We start from the raw sequence: 19,300 nt of genomic DNA on the forward strand, positions 1-19,300 counted from the left end.
ATATCGCCGGATGTAGCCAGCGTTGTCACCTCTTCGGTAGTCGGTCGCCAGCCATGAATCTCGCGACCGAACTGACCCCGTGTGGCGACTGAGGTTCGTTCGCCGGTCGTGCTGACGGTGAGGTCCAGCGTCCCGGCCGAGTTTCGCTCGAGTCTCTCCCTGAGTTGCGGTGAGAGAACGGATCTGGTATCGCGACTCCGGTTGTATCTCGAAATACGGGTTTGTACTGTCGGTAGCTCGGAGACGTGTGTGAGGAATACGTCGCTCTCCAGAGAGCGTAAGCGAGTGCTCTGCTTCCGATACGGAACGGGGACGTACTTGGTACTCCTCGCGACCGCGCTCGTAGTCCCGAACTTGAGCGCGGCTAACGAACCCACGCGCTGAAGATAGCGTCTCCGACTCGTCAAACTAACGTTGTTAACGTCTTCATCGGCAATCAGTCTATCCCAGTAAGAACCATTATCTTTTTCGTCTCATTTAAAAGTCCGACGGACAGTATAAATGAGAGTCGAGTTGGACAATACCGGCTAATACGTGCGAGAGAATCTCTCCGACGGTCGAGCGCTGTAGTGACGGCCGAGCAGACGCAGAACTGGTCCGAGAGGACCGAGACGTCCGTGATCTCTACGACTACGACACGTCAATCGAATCGACTCGAACGATCGTGCGTAACGACGTTTCCGACGGATGTGGTGATCCGAATCCGATGCGTATACGTCTCAGAGAGGGTGTGTGTCTGAAACTCGACAAGCCGGACGGTGTCGCGTTCTGCGACCTCGGTGATCTCACCGAAGCGCCCCACACACTCGCTGTCGGCGAACGCCTCCGTGATTTCGATCGCCGCGTCTCGTGTCGCTACCTCTTTGCTCATACGTAGACTACCACTCGCTCACGGAAGTGAGATAGGCCTTGGCACACACAGAGCGGCCTCGGAGTTGCAGTTCCGAGCTCGGGTCTATGGTGGGAGATACGAAGCCAGGGCTCTCCGATCGGACACCGACCGGCGAGAAAAGCGCCGGTCGTGGAGTGGTGGGGGCGTATGTCAGATGGGTGCCCCGATGGATGACAGTGCGTCTTTTGACGCCGTTCGTTGCTTTATTCTATACACGTATAAAACTATGTAATAATAAACCAAGTTTCAGGACGTGCTACCGGACTCAGTCACGGAGTCACAGGTAGAGAGGACGCCGACGTCTACCTGTACTGCGGTCGTCGACCATCGAAGTTCCCAGCTGCAGCCCGGTCACTGGCCGCTTCACGTTCGTCGCCGGGGTATCGTTACCCGGGACCGAACGCCGCGATGTCGGCGCCTACTGTCGCCAACGCGTCGGCGGGGTTCGGGTCGCTGTCGGCCAGATGCGTGTACTCGTGGTTCGGAACGCTTGCCAGCGCAGCCGCAACGGCCTCGCTGTACGATTCGACGCCTGGTTCCGTCGGATCGTCGTCGCCCCAGACGTCTCGGATGACCGTCATCGAGTCGATACGTACCTCCAAACTGCGTGGCTCGTAGCGAGCTACCAGTTCGGAGAGGCCAAGCTGGAGGGCGGCGTACTCGGCGGTGTTGTTCCCTGTCCGAGAGCCGACGGGACGACCGAGACGGGCGAGCTGATTCTCCTCTGCGTCCACGATGACAGCGCCCGCACCCGCAGGGCCAGGATTGCCGCGTGAACTCCCGTCGACGTAGAGGACGAAGCGCTCGCCCGCCGGGTCGTCCACCGGTGGCTTGGTGAGGTCCGACGCCAGCAGCTGTTCGAGCGCGCGACGCAGCTCAGCCGGGGTGGTCGCGGGGTCGAACAGCCCTCCATAGCCGGTGATCGCGTCGTCGATGGCGTCGATGGCGGCTACCACCTCGTACCCGACCTGTGCGAGTACCTGATCGACGAGTTCTGCGAGCGGCGAGAGATGTTCGGCCGGGAGGTGGTCGTCGGTCATGCCATCGACCCTATCCGACCGCGATACCGAGGCTCTCGTCTCTCGGTTCTGGACACGTTCGTCTCCTGGTCGCACCACTGCATATCTGCACCTCGTTGCTCGAGCGACATAACCGCTTCAGAAGACGCCGGTCGTCGCAGCGTACTCGAGGCGGACCAGAACTACGAAGCACCGGCGGCACGAACGCGTACTCCATGTCTGGTGGAGGTGTCCACAGGCGGGACGAACCAAGCCGTGGGCCGGACGACCATTCGGAACTGCTCTCAGAACTCGACTCACACGACATCTATATCGCATCTAGTCCGGTCACAGCGCCCGAGACAGACGTGTTCACGATCGACGCGGACAGTGACCCCGATCAGACGTTCCCCCAGTCGGTCGCGAGTGGGGGGCCGACTCCGGACGGCGTGATCCTCTGGACGCGAATCGCCCCGGAGGTCTTCGATCCCGCCGAACCGCTGGGCGTGCAAGTCGCCCACGACGAAGCGATGACCGACCTCGTCTACGAGGGCGCTGTCACCGACGCTGACCAGATCCGGGCACACGATTACACCGTGAAGATCGATCTCGCTGGGCATCTCGACGCCGCCGAGAGCTACTACTACCGGTTCATTTATCGCGGAGTCGCCTCCCGCCGTGGTCGCTGTCGGACACTTCCCGACTCGGACGCGACCCCAGACTCGATTCGGTTTGCGGTGCTCGCCTGCCAGAACTACCTCAACGGGTACTTTCCCGCGTTTCATCACGTCGCCGAGGAAGACGTCGACTTCCTCGTCCACGTGGGTGATTTCATCTACGAGTCCGACAACGGACAGTTCAAAGGATTCGGCTCGTACGACTACGCTGGCCGGGAGAAGTCACTGCCGAGCGGCCACGACCGTGTCTGGTCCCTGGCGGACTACCGATATCTCTATCGCACCTATCGCAGCGACCGGTTCCTCCAGGAGGCCCTGGAGTCGCACACGCTCATCGCCGGCTGGGACGACCACGAGATGGTCAACGACGTCTACTGGGACCGACGGACGAACGCTCCGGCGGGCGATCATCCACGCGGCGACGACCCGGCGTTCATGACCGAACTGATCGCCGACGCGATGCACGCGTGGTGGGAGTACATGCCAGCGCGCGTCGAGTACGATCCGAACGGGGACGCACTCCAGGAGCGATTCCGCCTCTGGCGCACCTTCGAGTTCGGTGACCTCGTGACGCTGGCACTGACCGACGAACGCCTCTTCCGTGACCCGCCGCGCGAGGCGATCCCCACCCCCGACAACGTCGGCCCGCACCGCGAACCACCCGGTCGGACGATGCTCGGCGACGAACAACGCGAGTGGCTCGTCGAGACACTCACCGAGTCGGAGACGAGATGGACAGTGTGGGCCGACGAAGTTCTGACCGTCCCGTTCCGTATCGGGTCAGGGCCGTTCTCACTCTATCCGGTACAGGGTGGCTGGGACGGATATACGCGCGAACGGCAGCGCATCACCGAGGCGGTCGCGGCGGCCGACGTCGACAACTTCGTGACGTTGACCGGCGACATGCACAGCTACGTTGCCGCCTACCAGCAGGCGTCGTATCCCGGCCGCGTGACGGGCGGTGAGGGCGTCGCGCAGGGCGACCGTATCGGCGTCGAGTTCATGACTCCCGCTATCACGTCACTGAACGTTGCAGAGGCGCTCCACCTCACGCGCGGGTGGCGTAAACGACTCACCGAACCGCTGCTCTCGTGGCTCGTTCCGCTGATGAACCCACACATCGAGTTCTTCGACGGCCACAGTTGGGGGTACTCCGTCGTCGAGTTCACTGGCGACGCGTGTACGTACGTCGGCTACGCTGTCGACAAGACGACGAACGAGCCAACTGCTGACCGATCGGTCGTAGCCGCGTATCGGGTTCCGTCGGGAGTGGTCGACCTGATCGACGTGACGGACGAGTACGCGTGACAGTCACGTCGTTTGTACGGCGATACTGACTGTTTCGACCCGTTGACCGCTGTCCAGCAGGAACGACGCCGTTTTCTCTCCTCCCACTGACCCACGCGGTAGCCCTTTCTGGCTCGCCTGCGAACATCCGCTGATGTCATCCGAACCGACGACTGACGACGTTCGTGTCTGGCTCGTCGAGCGAACGTACTCCGACGACGAGCAGAACCTCATCATCCTCACCTACGCGACGCTCGACGGCGACCGGTACTACCGGAAAGAACGGGCTCTCACGTCCTTCAGCGACGTCCGTGACACGACAGCCGCTGTCACCGCCGAACCGGACAATCTCGGGACAGTCGACGATCCGGATCTCAAAGAGCAGTACGCGACAGAGGCCCGGCGAATGCAGCAGGTCCACGATCCCGACGACGTCATCTGACTCTCCTTCACAGGCCGAACATCACGGCGCACCGTCACGTTCGTCTCGCCGTCAGATTCGGACGGAAGCGTGAGACCGTCGGACTGGATCTCGGCCGCTGATAGTCGAGAGCAGTGGGCGCGATGCGAACCGTGCGACCTCGTCAGTTGTACCGTCTTCCGTTCGCCCCGTCGAGGACGCTCGAGCGAAGTCCGTGTACTAGTCACCGACGATCGGATCTCTCGTAGCAGATGGCTCGGTCGACGGCCCAGTGTGTTGCAAACGGTCTCGTCACAGGGGCCCTGCGCGCTACGGAGTGTGAAGTGACTGTTCAGCCTACGGGCGGTACTCTCCGTCGGTCGTCGTAGCAACGACACCGCGCTCGCGTTTTTATGTATTCGTGCCGTCATGGGAGTTATGTTCGACCAGATTCTCTTTCCAACGGACGGAAGCGACGGGGCAGAGTTCGCTCTGGAGCACGTATTAGATCTCGCAGTCCGCCACGATGCGACGGTCCACATCCTCAACGTCGCAGAGACGACTCAGAACGGTCTCCTGCAGATCCGAGGTGACGACGTCGACGTTCTCGAGCAAGAGGGTGAGCGAGCTGTCCGCGAGGTAGCCGAGCGCGCACACGGACGAGGGGTAGATACCGTCGCCGAGGTCGTTCGGGGAGAACCGTACTGCGAGATCGTCGACTACGCCGAGACGCACGGACTGGACCTTGTGGTCATGCCAACGCACGGACGTCGGGGACTCGAACGGTTTCGACTCGGTAGTACCAGCGAGCGAGTCGTCCGACGAGCTCGTTGAACGATGGTCGACGAAAGCTCCGACGGAGAGACTCCGTGGTCGCAGTCGGTCAGCGCCGTCTTAGAACGGACCGACGTGTCGCTCGGCGACGGTCTATCGGCAGACGAAGTAGAGCGCAGACTGGAACGGTTCGGTCCGAACGAACTGCGCGAGGCCGAGCAAAGACACTGGGCGGAGGTTCTGGCGGATCAGTTCAAGAGTTTCATCGTCTTGTTGCTCGCCGTCGCGGGCATCGCAGCGATCGTCATGGGTGACGTCGTCGAAGGCGTCGCGATCTTCGCCGTCCTCGTCATCAACGGTGCCATCGGCTTCGTCACCGAGATGCGCGCGATCAGTTCGATAGAGAGTCTGCAGGAGATCACGGAGATCGAAGCCCGGGTCCGACGAGACGGGAAGGAGACGGCGGTGCCAGCCGAAGACCTCGTCCCCGGCGACGTCGTGATACTCCAGGCGGGCGACCTCGTCCCGGCCGACCTGCGGATCGTCGAACCGTCGAAACTCCAGGTTGACGAGTCGGCGCTCACCGGCGAGTCGGTTCCCGTCGGGAAGACGAGCGACCCGCTCGACGAGGACGTTCCGCTCGCCGAGCGAGAGAACATGCTCTACAAAGGGACGTACGTGACACGAGGGTCCGTAGAGGCGGTCGTCGTATCGACCGGCCCGGACACGGAGTTGGGACACATATCGGCCTCACTTCAGGAAGCGGCCGACGAGCAGACGCCGCTACAGGAGAAACTCGACGATCTGGGACAGAAGCTCGTTCCGTTTCTTCTGGTGGTCGCGACGATCGTCCTCGTCTCTGGGTGGCTCAGAGGACAGGACCTATTCCTCATGATCGAGACGGCGATCGCGCTGGCCATCGCAACCGTCCCCGAGGGGCTTCCGATCGTCGCCACGCTGGTCCTGGCGAGAGGGATGTGGCGGATGGCGGATCGGAACGCGCTCGTCACCAACCTCGCCTCCGTCGAGACGCTCGGCTCGACCACGATCATCTGTACCGACAAGACGGGGACGCTGACGGAGAATCGCATGACAGTCGCCGAGTACGAGTTGGCGAACGGCACGGTCGAGGTGACCGGAACCGGCCTTGAGACGGAGGGAACGTTCGAGCACGGCGGGGAAGAGCGGGACGAACCGCAGGACCCTGTCGTGCGAGAGGCGCTCGAGGTGGGCGTACTGTGTAACAACGCGTCCGTGACCGAGCAAGCGGGCGAGACGGAAACTGCGGGTGACCCGATGGAGGTCGCACTCCTCGTCGCGGGACTCAAGGCCGGAGTCGACCGGGACGCGCTCCTCGAATCGACGCCTGAAGCTCGTGAGATCTCCTTCGATCCGTCGGTCAAGATGATGGCGACCTATCACGGGTCGAACGGGGGTTACAGGGTCGCCGTCAAAGGTGCACCGGAGGCCGTCATCGACTCGTCCACGCGGATCGCGACCGACGACGGCACCGAGGCGCTGTCGGAAAGCGACCGAGGGGAGTGGCTCCGAAAGAGCGACCGGATGGCCGAAGACGGGCTACGGGTTCTCGCCCTCGCCCAGAAGGAAGTCGAGAGCACGGACGACCCGCCGTACGAGGAGCTGTCGCTGCTCGGCCTGGTGGGGTTCATCGACCCGCCGCGCGAGGAAGTCAGGGCGACCATCCAGCGGTGTCAGGACGCCGGGATGCGAGTCGTCATGGTGACTGGCGATCATGCGGGAACCGCACGAAACATCGCTCACAGCGTCGGACTCGTAGAGGCCGACGACGTCGACGTGATCGAAGGACGTCAACTCGACGACCCGGAGAACCTCTCGCAGGAGGAGAAAGACCGGTTCGTGAACGCGTCTGTCTTCGCACGAGTCAATCCGGAAAACAAACTCGACCTGATCGATCTTCATCAGACGGTCGGCGCCATCGTTGCCATGACCGGCGACGGAGTCAACGACGCACCTGCGTTAAAGAAGGCCGACATCGGCGTCGCCATGGGACAGCGAGGGACGCAAGTCGCCCAAGAAGCCGCAGATATGATTCTGCGAGACGACAACTTCGAGAGCATCTATCACGCCGTCAGAGAGGGGCGGACCATCTTCAACAACATCCGAAAGTTCGTGTTGTACCTCATGTCGTGTAACCTGAGCGAACTTTTGACTATCCTGATCGCCGCGCTGCTCGGGTTTCCGCTCCCCTTGCTCCCTCTGCAGATACTCTTCCTCAACGTCGTGACCGATATCTTCCCGGCGTTTGCGCTCGGAGCCTGCGAGGGCAGCGAGGGGATCATGGATCGCCCCCCCAGAGATCCGCAGGAACCGATCATGACTCGAACCCACTGGACCGAGCTAGGGTTGTACGGGATACTCGTTTCAGTCGCAACTATCGGCGCATTCGTAGCCGCTGGCGGGATGTACGCCGGCGGCTTGGAGACCGAAGAAGCCGTCACGGTCTCGTTTCTCACGCTGGCGTTCGCTCAGCTCTGGCACGTGTTCAACATGCGAGAGATCGCGTCCGGCATCTTCCGAAACGAGGTTACGGAGAATCTGTACGTGTGGGGTGCACTCGGTCTCTCGACGCTGATCCTGTTCGGAGCCGTCTACCTACCCGGCATCTCGCTGGCGTTGCGGACGACGCCCATCGGACTGGATGGATGGCTGCTCGTATTCGGGATGAGTCTGATTCCGCTCGGGGTCGGCCAACTCGAGCGGGAGTACCGGCGGCGAGTCGGAACGCCAGCACTCTGGTCGATGCTCGAAGGCATGCGACGCAACTGAGTGAAGATGGTTGCTCACGTCTGCTCGGCAGCGCCCACCGGACGGACACAGTTTTGTGTTCCCAGCCCGAGTGCGTGAAACCCACATTGGAGATATGAGCCTCGTGAACCGCATGTTGGAGCGCGTCGACGCGTCTGGTCCGCTCTGGCTCGGCGGCGGTCTCTCGTTACTACTGTTCGTCTTCGGGATCCAACTGCTGGGGACAGCCACAGAGGCGGCAGCAGCCCCCCTCGAACAGCTCTTTAGGAGCTACATCGCCAGCGACGCACGGGCTCTGGGCGTCAGCTGGATTGCGACGTACGCACTGGCAAACGGCTCCGTGGTTGCAGCCCTGTCCGTTTCGCTGTTCGAGGCCGAGATCGTCTCGACTTCACAGCTGTTCCTGATGGTCGCCGGGTCACGTCTCGGTGCTGCCGCCGTCGTGGTCTTGATCGGTGCATTAGACTACCTCCAGAAACGGCGGTACTCGATGGGGGAAGCGATCAGTCTGGGCTTACTCACGTTTCTGTTGACGCACTCTGTCTACCTGCCATCGACCGTCCTGGGGTATCTCCTGTTGCCCTGGCTCCAGGATCTGTTCGGGAGCGTCGGCGAGCGGTTCGAGGTAACCTTCCAGCCGCTCGTCGTGCTTGAATCTGTAACGGCCGACATCGTCGCCGCCATCGGCGTCGTCCCCGGGTTCGTGTTCGCCGTCGTCGTGCTCGTCGCTAGCCTCACTCTCTTCGACCGAGTACTCAAGCAAGTAGATACGACCTGGCTCCGCGAGCGGTTCTTTCGGCGGTTCCGGAACCGGTGGGTCGCCCTCGGGTTAGGGCTCTTCGTCACCGGCCTCACGACCAGTGTCGCGTTCTCGCTCGGTGTGATCGTCCCCCTCTACAACCGCGGATATCTCGAGCGCCGAGAGGTCGTCCCTTACATACTGGGCGCAAACATCGGCACCCTCTTCGATACGGTTGTGGTCGCTGTAATTCTGGAGTCTCCGGTCGGCGTGACGCTCGTCGTGGCACTCCTCGCCATCGGGACCCTCGTCACGCTGGGAGTGCTGCTCGCGTTCTCTCCGTACCTCCGTCTCATCGAGACGGTCCAGACTCGTCTCGTCGAGGACAGTCGCTTCCGTCTCGCCTTCCTCGTCTCGCTGGTCGTCGTACCGGTTGCGATCGCTTTGCTCCCTCTCTGAGCCGTGCGTCGACACCGCCACTCTCTCACCGACTGGCAACTCACTCGTCGCCCCGACGTCGTCCATCCCGGCTCCTACTTCTCTCCAGAGCTCGAAGACGGTCTATGCCCCGTACTGAGCGGCTCCTCGTGGCGTTCGATGGTACCCCACTCGCAGAGAAGGCTCTCGAGCACGCTCTCACGACGTATCCGGACGCAGAGATCACCGTCCTCCACGTGATCGACTACGTCGACGACAGCTACGTCGCGGAGGCGTTGGTCGGCTCTGAAGAGCTCCGCGAGCGAGCACACGACCGATCGGCGGAACTGCTCGCCGACGCGAAAGCCGTGGCCGGCAAACGCGATCGGGAGGTAGTAACGGCGACTCGGGTCGGTAGGCCCGCCCGCGAGATCCTCGACTACACCGAGACCCACGATATCGACACGATCGTCATCGGCAGTCACGGACGCTCTCTCGTGGCTCGGGTACTTCTCGGGTCAGTGGCCGAAACGGTGGTTCGTCGTGCACCGGTACCTGTCGTGGTCGTCAGATAGATGTCTCGGGACAGTGTTCGATCCGATACCGGGGACGTACGAGCGACTTCCGGACGACCCACCTCGATATCGTTCTGGCCGTTGCGGAGTCGTGCAGTGGTCGAACGAGTCGAGAGGGGTTCGAGAGACCGAGGCGATGTCGGCCCATCAACTCGACGGCGCCGCATCGAGGCGGGCTCCAGTCACCACCGGCAGACGAGAGAGGGTTGAAATTACAAGCCGACCTCTTTTCGGAGCTCGCCCCCTCCGTTCCTTCGATGGAATACCGCCGTCTCGTGGCGGTCTACGACCGCCTCGATGCAACATCGTCCACGATCGAGAAGACAGACATTTTGGCCGACAGCTTCGCAGATGCGGGTGAGCTACTCCCGGAGCTGACGCAGCTCGCCCGCGGTCACCTCTTTGCTTCGTGGGAGTCCGACGAGCTTGGCGTCTCGTCGTCGCTCACGGCTCGGGCGATCGCAGACACGACCGGCGTCGACGACGACCGGATCGACGAGTGGTGGCGCGAGACGGGTGACCTCGGAGATGCCGCCGCGGCAGCTGTCGAAGCCCGTCCGCAGACGACTCTCGTCTCGGAGACGCTCGACGTTCGCGACGTCTATACCACTCTGCGGGGTCTCGCAGCGTACGAAGGGACCGGAAGTCAGACTCGCCGTACGGACGCGATCGCGGAGCTGCTTGCCGACGCGGAGCCGAACGAAGCGCGATACATCGTTCGGACCATCGTCGGTGCGATGCGACTGGGGGTCGGCGAAGGGACGGTTCGCGATGCAGTTGCCACGGCGTTTCTGGACGGCTCCGAGGCGGCCATCCGAGACGTCGAACGAGCCTACGAGGTCACGAACGACTTTCGGACCGTCGGCGAGACTGCTCGCGAGCGGGGCGCTGCGGGACTCGATGACCTCAGCGTCGAGCTGTTTCGGCCGATAAAGGCGATGCTCGCACAGAAAGCCGAAACTGTCTCCGATGCGCTCGACGCAACCGAACGACCGCTCCTCGAATACAAATACGATGGGATGCGAGTCAAGATTCACGTTCGAGGGGAGACCGTCCGCGTGTTCACGCGGCGACTCGAAGACGTCACGGCCCAGTTTCCGGACGTCGTCCGGGCCGTCGACGACGAACTCACCACACAGAGCGCGATCATCGAAGCCGAGGTCGTCGCGTACGATTCCGAAACGGGCGACCCGACTCCCTTCCAGAAACTCTCGAAGCGCATCAAGCGGACGAACGAGATCGAACAGCTGGCCGCTGAGTACCCCGTCACTGTCCACGCGTTCGACCTGCTGTATCACGATGGCCAGTCGCTCATCGACGCGCCCCTCTCAGAACGGCTCACCTGTCTCGAGGAGCTCGTCGGCCAGAGCGGACAGACGGTCGTCCGAGCGACACATCGACGGCCGACGTCCGGAGACGACGCTGCGTCGTTTTACGCAGACGCTCTCGAGGCCGGACAGGAAGGCGTGATTGTGAAGAACCTGAACGCAGCCTATCAGCCGGGGTCACGCGTCGGCTACATGTTGAAAGTGAAGCCGACGATGGAGCCGCTCGATCTCGTCGTCGTCCGCGCGAAGTGGAGCGAGGGACGGAAAAGCGACTGGCTCGGCCGGTTGCGACTTGCCTGTTGGGACGTCGAACGGCAGGAACTCCGTGAGGTCGGGCGACTGTTCTCCGGGCTCACCGATGCCCAACTCCGGGAGATCACGGCGAAGCTCGAACCGCTGATCCAGTCGGTCGACGGCCGCACGGCGAGGCTTCGCCCGGAGGTCGTGATCGAGGTCGAGTACGAGGAGATTCAGGAATCGACCACGTACGACTCCGGGTACGCGCTGCGATTTCCCCGGTTCGGTGGCTTCCGTGACGACCTCGGCCCCGAGGACGCCGATCGATTCGAGCGCGTCGAACGCCTGTACGAAGACCAATGGACACACTAATGGCCGTTGCAAGTAGCGAGCACGTTTCGAGAACCCGATACAGCGGGGAGTACCGATGACGGGCGCCGGGTCTGTCAGTCTGCGCGACGGCATCCGGATCGATCTCGCAACCGGGGAGACGCTCCTGGCCGACGCGACAGAGCCGGCTGGCGACCTCGTCGCCCTGAGCCACGCTCACGGCGATCACCTCTACACGGAGGCCCCGTCCGACGTGATCTGTTCGGCACTCACCGCCCGTCTCGCTGCCGCCCGCCGCGACGACGAGGAGTCGCTGTCGCGTACCACACATCCGGCAGTCGAACAGGTCGCCGCCGGTCACGTTCCCGGATCGCGAGCGACGATTCTCGAGGATGCCGATGGGACGACCTATCTCTACACCGGCGACTTCTCGACACGTGACCGTTTTACGCTCGAGGGGTTCGATGCTGCGGCCGTCGCCGCTGAGTACGACGTCGACGTACTCATCACCGAGACCACCTACGGCAAACCGGACTACGTCTTCGAGGAGCAAGCGACCCTCGAGGGGCGTATCGTCGATTGGTTAGCCGATATGCACGACACACCCGTCTTGCTCTTCGGCTACACCCTCGGCCGGGCGCAGGAACTGACACAACTCGCCCGTCGGTCCGACCGTGAGCGGGTGTTCGTCACCGGTGCGATCGAGCGATTGAACGAGATCATCGCAGATGCCCGTGACGTTACCCTCGACGCTGCACGCTACGGACGGGACGTGACGCTCGGCGCGGGTGACGCCTTGATCCTCCCCACCCAGACGAACAACCTCTCGTTCGTCGACCATATCGTCCGAAATACGGGAGCCGTGAAAACGGGCTTTTCGGGGTGGGCCGTCGAAGACTCGTTCAAGTACCGCGGCGATTACGACGAGACGTTCGTGCTGTCCGACCACAGTGACTTCTCGGAACTCGTCGCGACCGTCGACCGTCTCGATCCGACGCGGGTCTACACCCAACACGGGTTCGCCGACGAGTTCGCGAACTATCTCGACACCGAACGTGACGTCGCTGCCCAGTCGCTCAAGAACAACCAGACTTCGCTCGACGCCTTCTGACTCCCATCGCCGCCTGTCCACCATCCGTTCCACGAGCCAGTGTGGACGGCCTGGTCGTCGAAACGCGAATACGGTCGACACAGCCCCTGATCGACCAGAAAGCGTCTGTGTCGCTACTCGAGAGATCCGAGCATGCGACGGCGTCCCCTCCTCGCTACGGTCGCCGCCGGTGGAACCGTACCGGTGACTGTAGTCCGAGAGGACGTTCCTGTGAGCCACCGGCGGGGACGGTCGATAGACCGCGCACCCGCTAGCCGACGGCCGGATACGGTCCGACAGACACTTGCCACACCCCGGCCGGACCGTCGATTGGAGAGAGACAGTGGCGGACCAACCGCGAAGCAGGCGAGGACTGCGACCGAACGGGTGCCGACGACGGTCGTGACGTGGCGGCGAGCCTCGATCCACCGACGTACCCGTACGACCACACCAATGCAGTCACACCCAACCGAGGCGGCATCGAGACGAAACCCTTGAAGTCCGGGCGTCCCAAAATCCGGTTTATATCTAGTGATACGGGCAAGCGAAAACACAGATCACGGTCTGTATCGTCTGATATCGGGTCGACTTCGTGCTACTTTTTAACGTCAAGCGGCGAGCGACTGTTACTGATGCCGCAGCTCTACAAGCAGACGCAAGACGAGATCGAGCCACTCGACCTCCGCTTTTCGACAGACGAACTCGAAGCGCAGGTCAACCATCTCGCCGAGTTCATCCGAGCGCAAGTCGACACGGCCGACGTCGACGGCGCACTCGTCGCCCTCTCCGGAGGCATCGACAGCACGACGATCGCTCACCTCGCCGTCGAGGCACTCGGGTCCGACTCGGTGCACGGCATTCTCCTCCCGAAAGAGGTCAACGAGGACGCGAACATGAGCGACGCCGAGCAGGTGGCAGAGGATCTCGGGATTACGTACGACGTACTCGAGATCGACCCCATCGTCGACGCGGTGCTCAACGCCTACGACGCAGACTCCGACGACGAGTCCGAGGGGGACTGGGAGGGGCGCTACGTCGGAAACACGAGCGCTCGCGTTCGGATGACGCTCAACTACCTCGTCGCCAACTACGAGGACAAACTCGTCCTCGGGACGGGGAACCGCGCCGAACTCGCGACCGGGTACGTGACGAAATACGGTGACGGTGGCGTGGACTGTAACCCGCTGGGCAATCTCTACAAGCAGCAGGTCCGCCAAGTCGCGGCGTCTCTCGGCGTCGACGAGGAGCTGGTCCAGAAAACGCCCACCGGTGGGATGGTTGACTACGACACGGACGAGGAGGAGTTCGGTGTCGACTACGACACGCTCGACGCCGTTCTCGCACTCCACGTCGACGGCGGTGTCCCGGCGACGGCGACCGCCCGACTCGCAGACGCCTCGCTCGACGACGTCGAGTACATCGTCGAGATGTGCGAGCAGAGCAAACACAAACGGACCCCCCCGGAGACGCCCACTCCCCACTACTGAGCGAGTTCGGCGTCGGTCGTCAGCTGTCGCTCGGCGACGGCGTTGTTAAAGCCGTCGTCGCTGTTCGGTGATTTTCCGCGCGCTGAGAGAGCGCTCGTCTCCGGTAGTGCCGTGTGAAGAAACAGCAAACGGTTTAATACGGCTCCGAGAATCGCGGACAGAGACCGTGACCAACCGACCACACACAGGTAGCTCTCGACGCGAGACGCTGGGGCTACTCACCGGGTTGTTCATACTTTCGACGGCGGCCGCGGCCTACGAGATCGCGCCGGCGAGCGTACTACCGGTGATACAACGATCGCTCGGGCTCACGGCAGGTACGGCGGGCTGGCTCGTCAGCGTCATGTACGCGACCGCGGTCGTCACCAGCGTCCCGGCCGGAATCGTCCTCGACCGCTTTTCAGTGCGCCGGGTGATCGTCTTCGGTACCGTCGCGCTCGTCGGGGCAGGTGCGTGGGGTTGGTACGCAGCCACCGCCGGCGCGTACCTCTGGTTGCTCGCTTCGCGCGTGCTCGGCGGTATCGCGTACGTCATCTTCTGGAACGCGGGCGCAAACGTCGTCGGCAGCGCCGTCGCACCTCACTATCGGGCAACCGCGGTCGGCGTGTTCACCGCGAGTGCGCCAGTCGGGTTCGCACTCGGTCAGTTCGGCAGCCCGCTCGTCGCGAACGTCGCCAGCTGGCCCGCAATCCTCCCGCTGTACGCAGCCCTCGGCGTCGTCGGCGTCGCTATCTTCTTGCTCGCGACTCGTCGCCACGTCCCCGGCGTCGATGCGACTGCGCCCGACTGGACGGCGCTACGCGAGCTGTTCACCAGTCAAGCGGTCTGGATCGTCTGTGTGCTCTGCTTTCTCGCCTACTCGCTGTACCTCTTCGTAAACACGTGGCTGCCGAGCTACCTCGTCGACGGGTTCGGGATCTCGTTGGCAGCGAGCGGTCTACTGACCGCGCTGTTCCCGGCGATAGGAGCCATCGGACGATCGAGCAGTGGTGTGGTCTCCAACCGAGTTTTCGGCGGCAGACGACGCCCTGTCGTGGTGACGTCGTTCGTCGTCGCCACACCCGCGGTCGTCGCCTTCGCGTTCGTCTCGCGGCTCGGGCTCGTCGGTGGGGCGGTAGTCGTCGTCGGCTTCGCCATCCAGCTCGTCACCGGACTGCTCTTCTCCTACGTCACCGAACTCGTCCCACCGGCAGTCGGGGCCACAGCCGTCTCGCTGCTGACGAGCGTCGGCCTGTTCGGCGCGTTTGTCGCACCGATCGCCGCCGGCACTATTATCGACCGTGCAGGCTACGGTCCGGCGTTCCTCGTCGCCGGAGGGGTCGCCTTCGTCGGAGTTCTCCTGGCACTGCGTGCGCCCGAACCGAACTGAGAGGACGTATCTGCTGATAGCAGTCGATGAGGCTGCGTCCGAACCGAAGACACGTTCGTGTTCCCGCCTGACGTGACGAGCAGCGGGTTCGCCTCTCACAGTCGAGTGGTCGGGAACTCGATGGACGGCCGAAAGATGCGGAGCCACCCACCTAGATTGGGACGGTGGTCAGTTGAGTATCACGTCCTCTCGTAGTACTCCTTACGCTGTGTCCGCGACTGGGCCCCGGTTTACACCTTCGAAGCGAACGGATAGTGAAGTGTCAGCTTTTTAATCCCCGAGCGAGACTGATGAGTGAGAGATGACAATGGAAGATCAAGAATCGTCAACGAGACGGCGGTTTGTGACACTCGCAGCAACCGGCGCGAGTCTGGCGCTGGCGGGCTGTAACGCCGACACGTCGGCCGAGACAGCCAGCAACGAGACGGCGACACCCTCCGAGACGTCCACGCCGACGGCGACCCAACAGGAGCCGACGACCGCCGAGCAAGCGGACGAGACGGAGATGGAGCCCGGAAGCTATGCACTGACGGACTACCAGCTCGACGTTCGCGACACGTTCTCGAACGGGTATCCCACCTGGATCGATCAGAACGGACGCCTGTACGGTCGTGACAACAGCGAAGTGATGATCAGCGACGACTGGTGGCAGACGACCGAGGAGCTGTACTCCTTCGAGGAATACGAGGACAACAACATCAAGGCGGTCGTCGTCCCCGACAGCGGGAACGTCGTCGTCGCAGTTGGCGGCCACGGCGAGGTCGGAGGGCGGATCTACCGCCTCCACGACGACCTCTCTGGGGCGGAGAAACTGTACCAGTTCGACTACGGTCGCGTCCCGACCAGCCTGAACCAGGTCGCCTACGAGGACATCGTCGTCCTCGCGTCGTACGCCCCTTCGGACTTCGAAGCGGGTCGGCACGCAAACGAGGTGATTCTCTCTACCGACGGCGGGAGGTCGTTCGAGCGGATTCTCGAAGTGCCCCTCGAGACGACCGACGCGCCGAACCTCCACGTCCACGACGTCGAGTACGATCCACACGCCGAGCGGATCTGGGTGACTGTCGGTGACAACCGCAACACACAGCTGTACTGGAGCGACGACCTCGGCAGCAGCTGGGAGACGATCGGCGACAGAGGAGACGCGCCCATGATAACCCAGATCGCCGCCTTCGAGAACTCTGTCTGCTTCGGCACCGACGGCGATCCGGAGGGGATCATCCGCTGGAAGCGGGAGGGGCCGAACGACGCACCGTCGGGAGTGGACGAGCTCGTTCACCCGTACGTGCAGATCGAGAGCGATCCGACCGACGACACGATGGAGATGTACGCACGTCGCCGGTGGCACATCCGGGAAGACGACGGGCGCGAACTCTGTCTCATGCCGTTCGGCTACTCCCGGATGGACACTGGGCGTGATTCAGTCGTGCTCGCGAGCGTCGACGGGGCCGAGTGGTACGAACTCTACCGCACCGAGACCAAAGAGATCCTCCTCTCGAACGTCATGGGCCCGCTGTCGATGGACGGCGACCGCCGCACGATCGTGTCCGACAGTATCCACGAAGAGGGGAATCAGATCGACGCGACGGTGCCGAAGTTCTGGGAGTGACCAGGAGATTCTCCCCACCGCCAAGGGACAGTAGGGAGACGCTCGAAGCGCGAAGAGAACGCTGTGACACGCTCTCGCAGTTTGCGAAACGGGATTCGTAGTGCTGACGCGACAGCAACCCACGAAATCCACAGACAGGGGGAAGTCGGACCACATCTTATTCGTGGTCGGTTCCGAACGTCGACTATGGGAAACGACCGCAGACGGTGGAACGAGCGCTACCGAGACGCTGATTTCAGTCTCCCGACGACGCCGACGCCACTCCTGTCCGAGTGGATCGACCAGATCCCAGACGGACGTGCACTTGACGTCGCAACCGGCACGGGACGGAACGCCCGCTTTCTCGCCGACCATGGATACAACGTCGACGCCGTCGACATCTCCGACGAAGCGCTCAGACAGGCACGGGAGCACGCCGCCCGACAGTCGCTCACCGTGAACTGGGTCCAAGCCGACCTCGAGACGTATCCGCTACCGACGGAACGCTACGATGTGATCGTGGTAACGTTCTTTCACGCACTCGATCTGTTGCCCGACCTCAAAGAGGCGCTCGCACCGGGGGGGTTCCTCCTGTACGAGCACCACTTACGTGCCGACCCTCCCGCCGAGCGGGGCCCGAGCGACGATCGCCACCGCTTCCGGTCGAACGACCTGCTGCGGGCGTGTCTGGATCTGACCGTGCTGCACTACGAAGAGGCGACCAGAGTCACGGACGGACGTCGGTCGGCTGTTGCGACGCTCGTCGCCCGCAACTCGACGGGTGGCACTCAAGCGTATCCACACCAGTAGCTTGCGGGACGACGTTCGAGAGAGTCGGCTCAGAGATTCCCGTCCCAGGACGGCTAAAGACACCCTACCAGAACAGCCACACATAGGCCGAAACGGTCGAAATCGAGAGAGCACAAACACTACGAGCCCATCCGAGCGGAGACCGAGACAGCCTACGCTCGTCCGACTGCCGTTCGACGGAGAGTGATCGCCCCACACGCGAATCCAACGAGGACGATTGCCGCTGGTGCGTTGAACAGATCCGCGAGCCAGATGAGCGACGACCCAGGTTGCGACGCGACGAGACGCCAGTTCACGACGTGGCCGACCATCACGTGGACGGGCGTAGGGAGGACGAACGTCGTGAGAACGTTGAGAGCGCCACACGAGACCGAGAACGTTCCGACGGCAAAGACGATACGAGACGCGGCGAGCGGGGGAACGACCAACCAGAGAGTCGCCAGAACCAGCGCCGTCAGTGCGAGTGTCGTTACGACGACACCGACCCCGACGCGAAGTAGGTCGCCGACGAGAACTGCGACCACGCCGCCGGGAGTCGGAACGTACTCCCACCAACCCCGAGACAGCGTCTCGACGAACCAAACGACGCCGGCGAGCGTCGCTCCGGCGCCGGTCGTCGCTAGCGTCCGCGCCGCGATCGTGTGACACAGAGCTGTATCCGACACCGCTATCGAAGCCCCGGTGAGCCGCCCGTATATCCGCTGACAGTCGAGAAACACACCGGCCACACGTCGGACGAGGGGAGACCGGCCGTCCGAACCGGCCGCGTCGGCTGGTCCGTCGACGTCGACGAGTTCGTACGCACGCTGAAATCCGACGACTGCCACGGTCGGGAACACTGCATCCCGACCGATCGAAACACTGCGACCGAGATCGAACTCGACGCCGACGGCCAACAGGAGTCCAGTCGGCAGGAGAGCTGCAGCGACGAACGCGACGACGGCGAGTTGCCAGGGCGTCCGTTGCTGTTCGTTCGCCCCCAACACGACGAGAACCCCACCCGCGAAGACGAGATACCGGATCGCGTTCAGAGCCATCGCAGCGAACACACTGGTCCCGGTGGCGGTTGCGCTGGTGAGCCCGACCGGGAACGCCAGATCGCCCGTAACTGCGAGCGGGTACGTATCGAGCAGAAACTGAACTCCGACGAAGCCGACCCCTGCCGTGGCTATCGTGACGAGCATCGCGGCTACCCAGTCCGCACCCGGTCGCGAGGCGAGCTCGTCGGTAGACGAGTCGGCGGTGGCTCGTACGGATGTGGGATCGCCGACGTAGAACTGCAGCCAGAGGATAGACACAGCCAAGAGAACCGCGAAGGTCGCACCGAGGAGTCTGATCACAGTCGCATCGAGCAGTCCCAGCACGATCGCGACGGCAGTCGGTCCCGCACCGATCTGGGCTGTGAGCATAGCGGAACCAGGTCGTGAGACCGCTTCAGGAACGTACCTCAATACGCAAACCGACTGCGTTCGAGAGGGGACCTAGATAGCGAACCGTTCCCGACGAGAACGGTGT

At 62.9% G+C, this 19,300-nt stretch carries 14 protein-coding genes and 1 pseudogene; 12 read left to right on the forward strand and 3 right to left on the reverse strand.

Features of this window, described 5'->3' with window-relative positions; all coding sequences use genetic code 11:
* Nucleotides 1-640: 640 nt before the first annotated feature.
* Together BSG17_RS14105 and BSG17_RS14110 are read right to left on the reverse strand one after the other, a co-directional pair.
* Entirely contained in the window at nucleotides 641-871 is a 231-nt protein-coding gene (locus BSG17_RS14105) for a hypothetical protein (protein WP_089825174.1), read from the reverse strand.
* 407 nt (nucleotides 872-1,278) lie between these two features.
* Complete coding sequence (locus BSG17_RS14110; RefSeq protein ID WP_089825176.1) at nucleotides 1,279-1,932, reverse strand: ribonuclease HI family protein; 654 nt, start codon at nucleotides 1,930-1,932, stop codon at nucleotides 1,279-1,281.
* A gap of 326 nt (nucleotides 1,933-2,258) precedes the next feature.
* Here BSG17_RS14110 and BSG17_RS14115 point away from each other — a divergent pair, with 326 nt between their 5' ends.
* The 12 genes and pseudogenes from BSG17_RS14115 (at nucleotide 2,259) to BSG17_RS14170 (ending at nucleotide 17,785) form a co-directional block, all read left to right on the forward strand.
* Entirely contained in the window at nucleotides 2,259-3,875 is a 1,617-nt protein-coding gene (locus tag BSG17_RS14115) for an alkaline phosphatase D family protein (RefSeq protein ID WP_244531543.1), read from the forward strand.
* A 133-nt stretch (nucleotides 3,876-4,008) separates the two neighbouring features.
* Entirely contained in the window at nucleotides 4,009-4,296 is a 288-nt protein-coding gene (locus BSG17_RS14120) for a DUF7967 family protein (protein ID WP_089825180.1), read from the forward strand.
* A gap of 396 nt (nucleotides 4,297-4,692) precedes the next feature.
* Nucleotides 4,693-5,082: pseudogene (locus BSG17_RS14125) on the forward strand (universal stress protein); the annotation flags it as partial.
* A 9-nt stretch (nucleotides 5,083-5,091) separates the two neighbouring features.
* On the forward strand, nucleotides 5,092-7,836 hold the full coding sequence (locus tag BSG17_RS14130; protein ID WP_089825183.1) for a cation-translocating P-type ATPase: 2,745 nt from the start codon (nucleotides 5,092-5,094) through the stop codon (nucleotides 7,834-7,836).
* A 94-nt stretch (nucleotides 7,837-7,930) separates the two neighbouring features.
* Nucleotides 7,931-9,013, forward strand: coding sequence for a sodium:phosphate symporter (locus tag BSG17_RS14135; RefSeq protein ID WP_089825185.1), 1,083 nt, complete (start codon nucleotides 7,931-7,933; stop codon nucleotides 9,011-9,013).
* A gap of 104 nt (nucleotides 9,014-9,117) precedes the next feature.
* Nucleotides 9,118-9,546 (forward strand): universal stress protein, encoded by a 429-nt coding sequence (locus BSG17_RS14140; RefSeq protein WP_089825187.1) that lies wholly within the window; start codon nucleotides 9,118-9,120, stop codon nucleotides 9,544-9,546.
* A 257-nt stretch (nucleotides 9,547-9,803) separates the two neighbouring features.
* Complete coding sequence (locus BSG17_RS14145; protein WP_089825189.1) at nucleotides 9,804-11,483, forward strand: ATP-dependent DNA ligase; 1,680 nt, start codon at nucleotides 9,804-9,806, stop codon at nucleotides 11,481-11,483.
* Between the two features lie 55 nt (nucleotides 11,484-11,538).
* Nucleotides 11,539-12,552, forward strand: coding sequence for an mRNA 3'-end processing factor (locus tag BSG17_RS14150; RefSeq protein WP_089825191.1), 1,014 nt, complete (start codon nucleotides 11,539-11,541; stop codon nucleotides 12,550-12,552).
* Nucleotides 12,553-13,163: 611 nt separating this feature from the next.
* Nucleotides 13,164-14,018, forward strand: a complete 855-nt coding sequence (locus BSG17_RS14155; protein ID WP_089825193.1) for an NAD+ synthase — start codon at nucleotides 13,164-13,166, stop codon at nucleotides 14,016-14,018.
* Between the two features lie 166 nt (nucleotides 14,019-14,184).
* Nucleotides 14,185-15,387, forward strand: coding sequence for an MFS transporter (locus BSG17_RS14160; protein WP_089825195.1), 1,203 nt, complete (start codon nucleotides 14,185-14,187; stop codon nucleotides 15,385-15,387).
* 343 nt (nucleotides 15,388-15,730) lie between these two features.
* Nucleotides 15,731-16,996: a beta propeller repeat protein gene (locus BSG17_RS14165; RefSeq protein WP_211609146.1), complete on the forward strand. Its 1,266-nt coding sequence runs from the start codon at nucleotides 15,731-15,733 to the stop codon at nucleotides 16,994-16,996.
* A 186-nt stretch (nucleotides 16,997-17,182) separates the two neighbouring features.
* On the forward strand, nucleotides 17,183-17,785 hold the full coding sequence (locus BSG17_RS14170) for a class I SAM-dependent methyltransferase (protein ID WP_089825201.1): 603 nt from the start codon (nucleotides 17,183-17,185) through the stop codon (nucleotides 17,783-17,785).
* Nucleotides 17,786-17,937: 152 nt separating this feature from the next.
* On the opposite strand, the gene BSG17_RS14175 is transcribed toward BSG17_RS14170, so the two are convergent.
* Nucleotides 17,938-19,194, reverse strand: coding sequence for a hypothetical protein (locus tag BSG17_RS14175; protein WP_089825203.1), 1,257 nt, complete (start codon nucleotides 19,192-19,194; stop codon nucleotides 17,938-17,940).
* Nucleotides 19,195-19,300 lie beyond the last annotated feature (106 nt).

The organism is Halogranum amylolyticum (assembly GCF_900110465.1).
In the GTDB taxonomy this organism is placed as follows: Archaea; Halobacteriota; Halobacteria; order Halobacteriales; family Haloferacaceae; genus Halogranum; species Halogranum amylolyticum.

What these genes read in the sequence shown, in the direction of transcription:
- BSG17_RS14105 (WP_089825174.1), bottom strand. Translation starts at nt 871, where the DNA reads ATGAGCAAAGAGGTAGCGACACGAGACGCGGCGATCGAAATCACGGAG.
- BSG17_RS14110 (WP_089825176.1), bottom strand. Translation starts at nt 1,932, where the DNA reads ATGACCGACGACCACCTCCCGGCCGAACATCTCTCGCCGCTCGCAGAA.
- BSG17_RS14120 (WP_089825180.1), top strand. Translation starts at nt 4,009, where the DNA reads ATGTCATCCGAACCGACGACTGACGACGTTCGTGTCTGGCTCGTCGAG.
- BSG17_RS14130 (WP_089825183.1), top strand. Translation starts at nt 5,092, where the DNA reads ATGGTCGACGAAAGCTCCGACGGAGAGACTCCGTGGTCGCAGTCGGTC.
- BSG17_RS14135 (WP_089825185.1), top strand. Translation starts at nt 7,931, where the DNA reads ATGAGCCTCGTGAACCGCATGTTGGAGCGCGTCGACGCGTCTGGTCCG.
- BSG17_RS14140 (WP_089825187.1), top strand. Translation starts at nt 9,118, where the DNA reads ATGCCCCGTACTGAGCGGCTCCTCGTGGCGTTCGATGGTACCCCACTC.
- BSG17_RS14145 (WP_089825189.1), top strand. Translation starts at nt 9,804, where the DNA reads ATGGAATACCGCCGTCTCGTGGCGGTCTACGACCGCCTCGATGCAACA.
- BSG17_RS14150 (WP_089825191.1), top strand. Translation starts at nt 11,539, where the DNA reads ATGACGGGCGCCGGGTCTGTCAGTCTGCGCGACGGCATCCGGATCGAT.
- BSG17_RS14155 (WP_089825193.1), top strand. Translation starts at nt 13,164, where the DNA reads ATGCCGCAGCTCTACAAGCAGACGCAAGACGAGATCGAGCCACTCGAC.
- BSG17_RS14170 (WP_089825201.1), top strand. Translation starts at nt 17,183, where the DNA reads ATGGGAAACGACCGCAGACGGTGGAACGAGCGCTACCGAGACGCTGAT.
- BSG17_RS14175 (WP_089825203.1), bottom strand. Translation starts at nt 19,194, where the DNA reads ATGCTCACAGCCCAGATCGGTGCGGGACCGACTGCCGTCGCGATCGTG.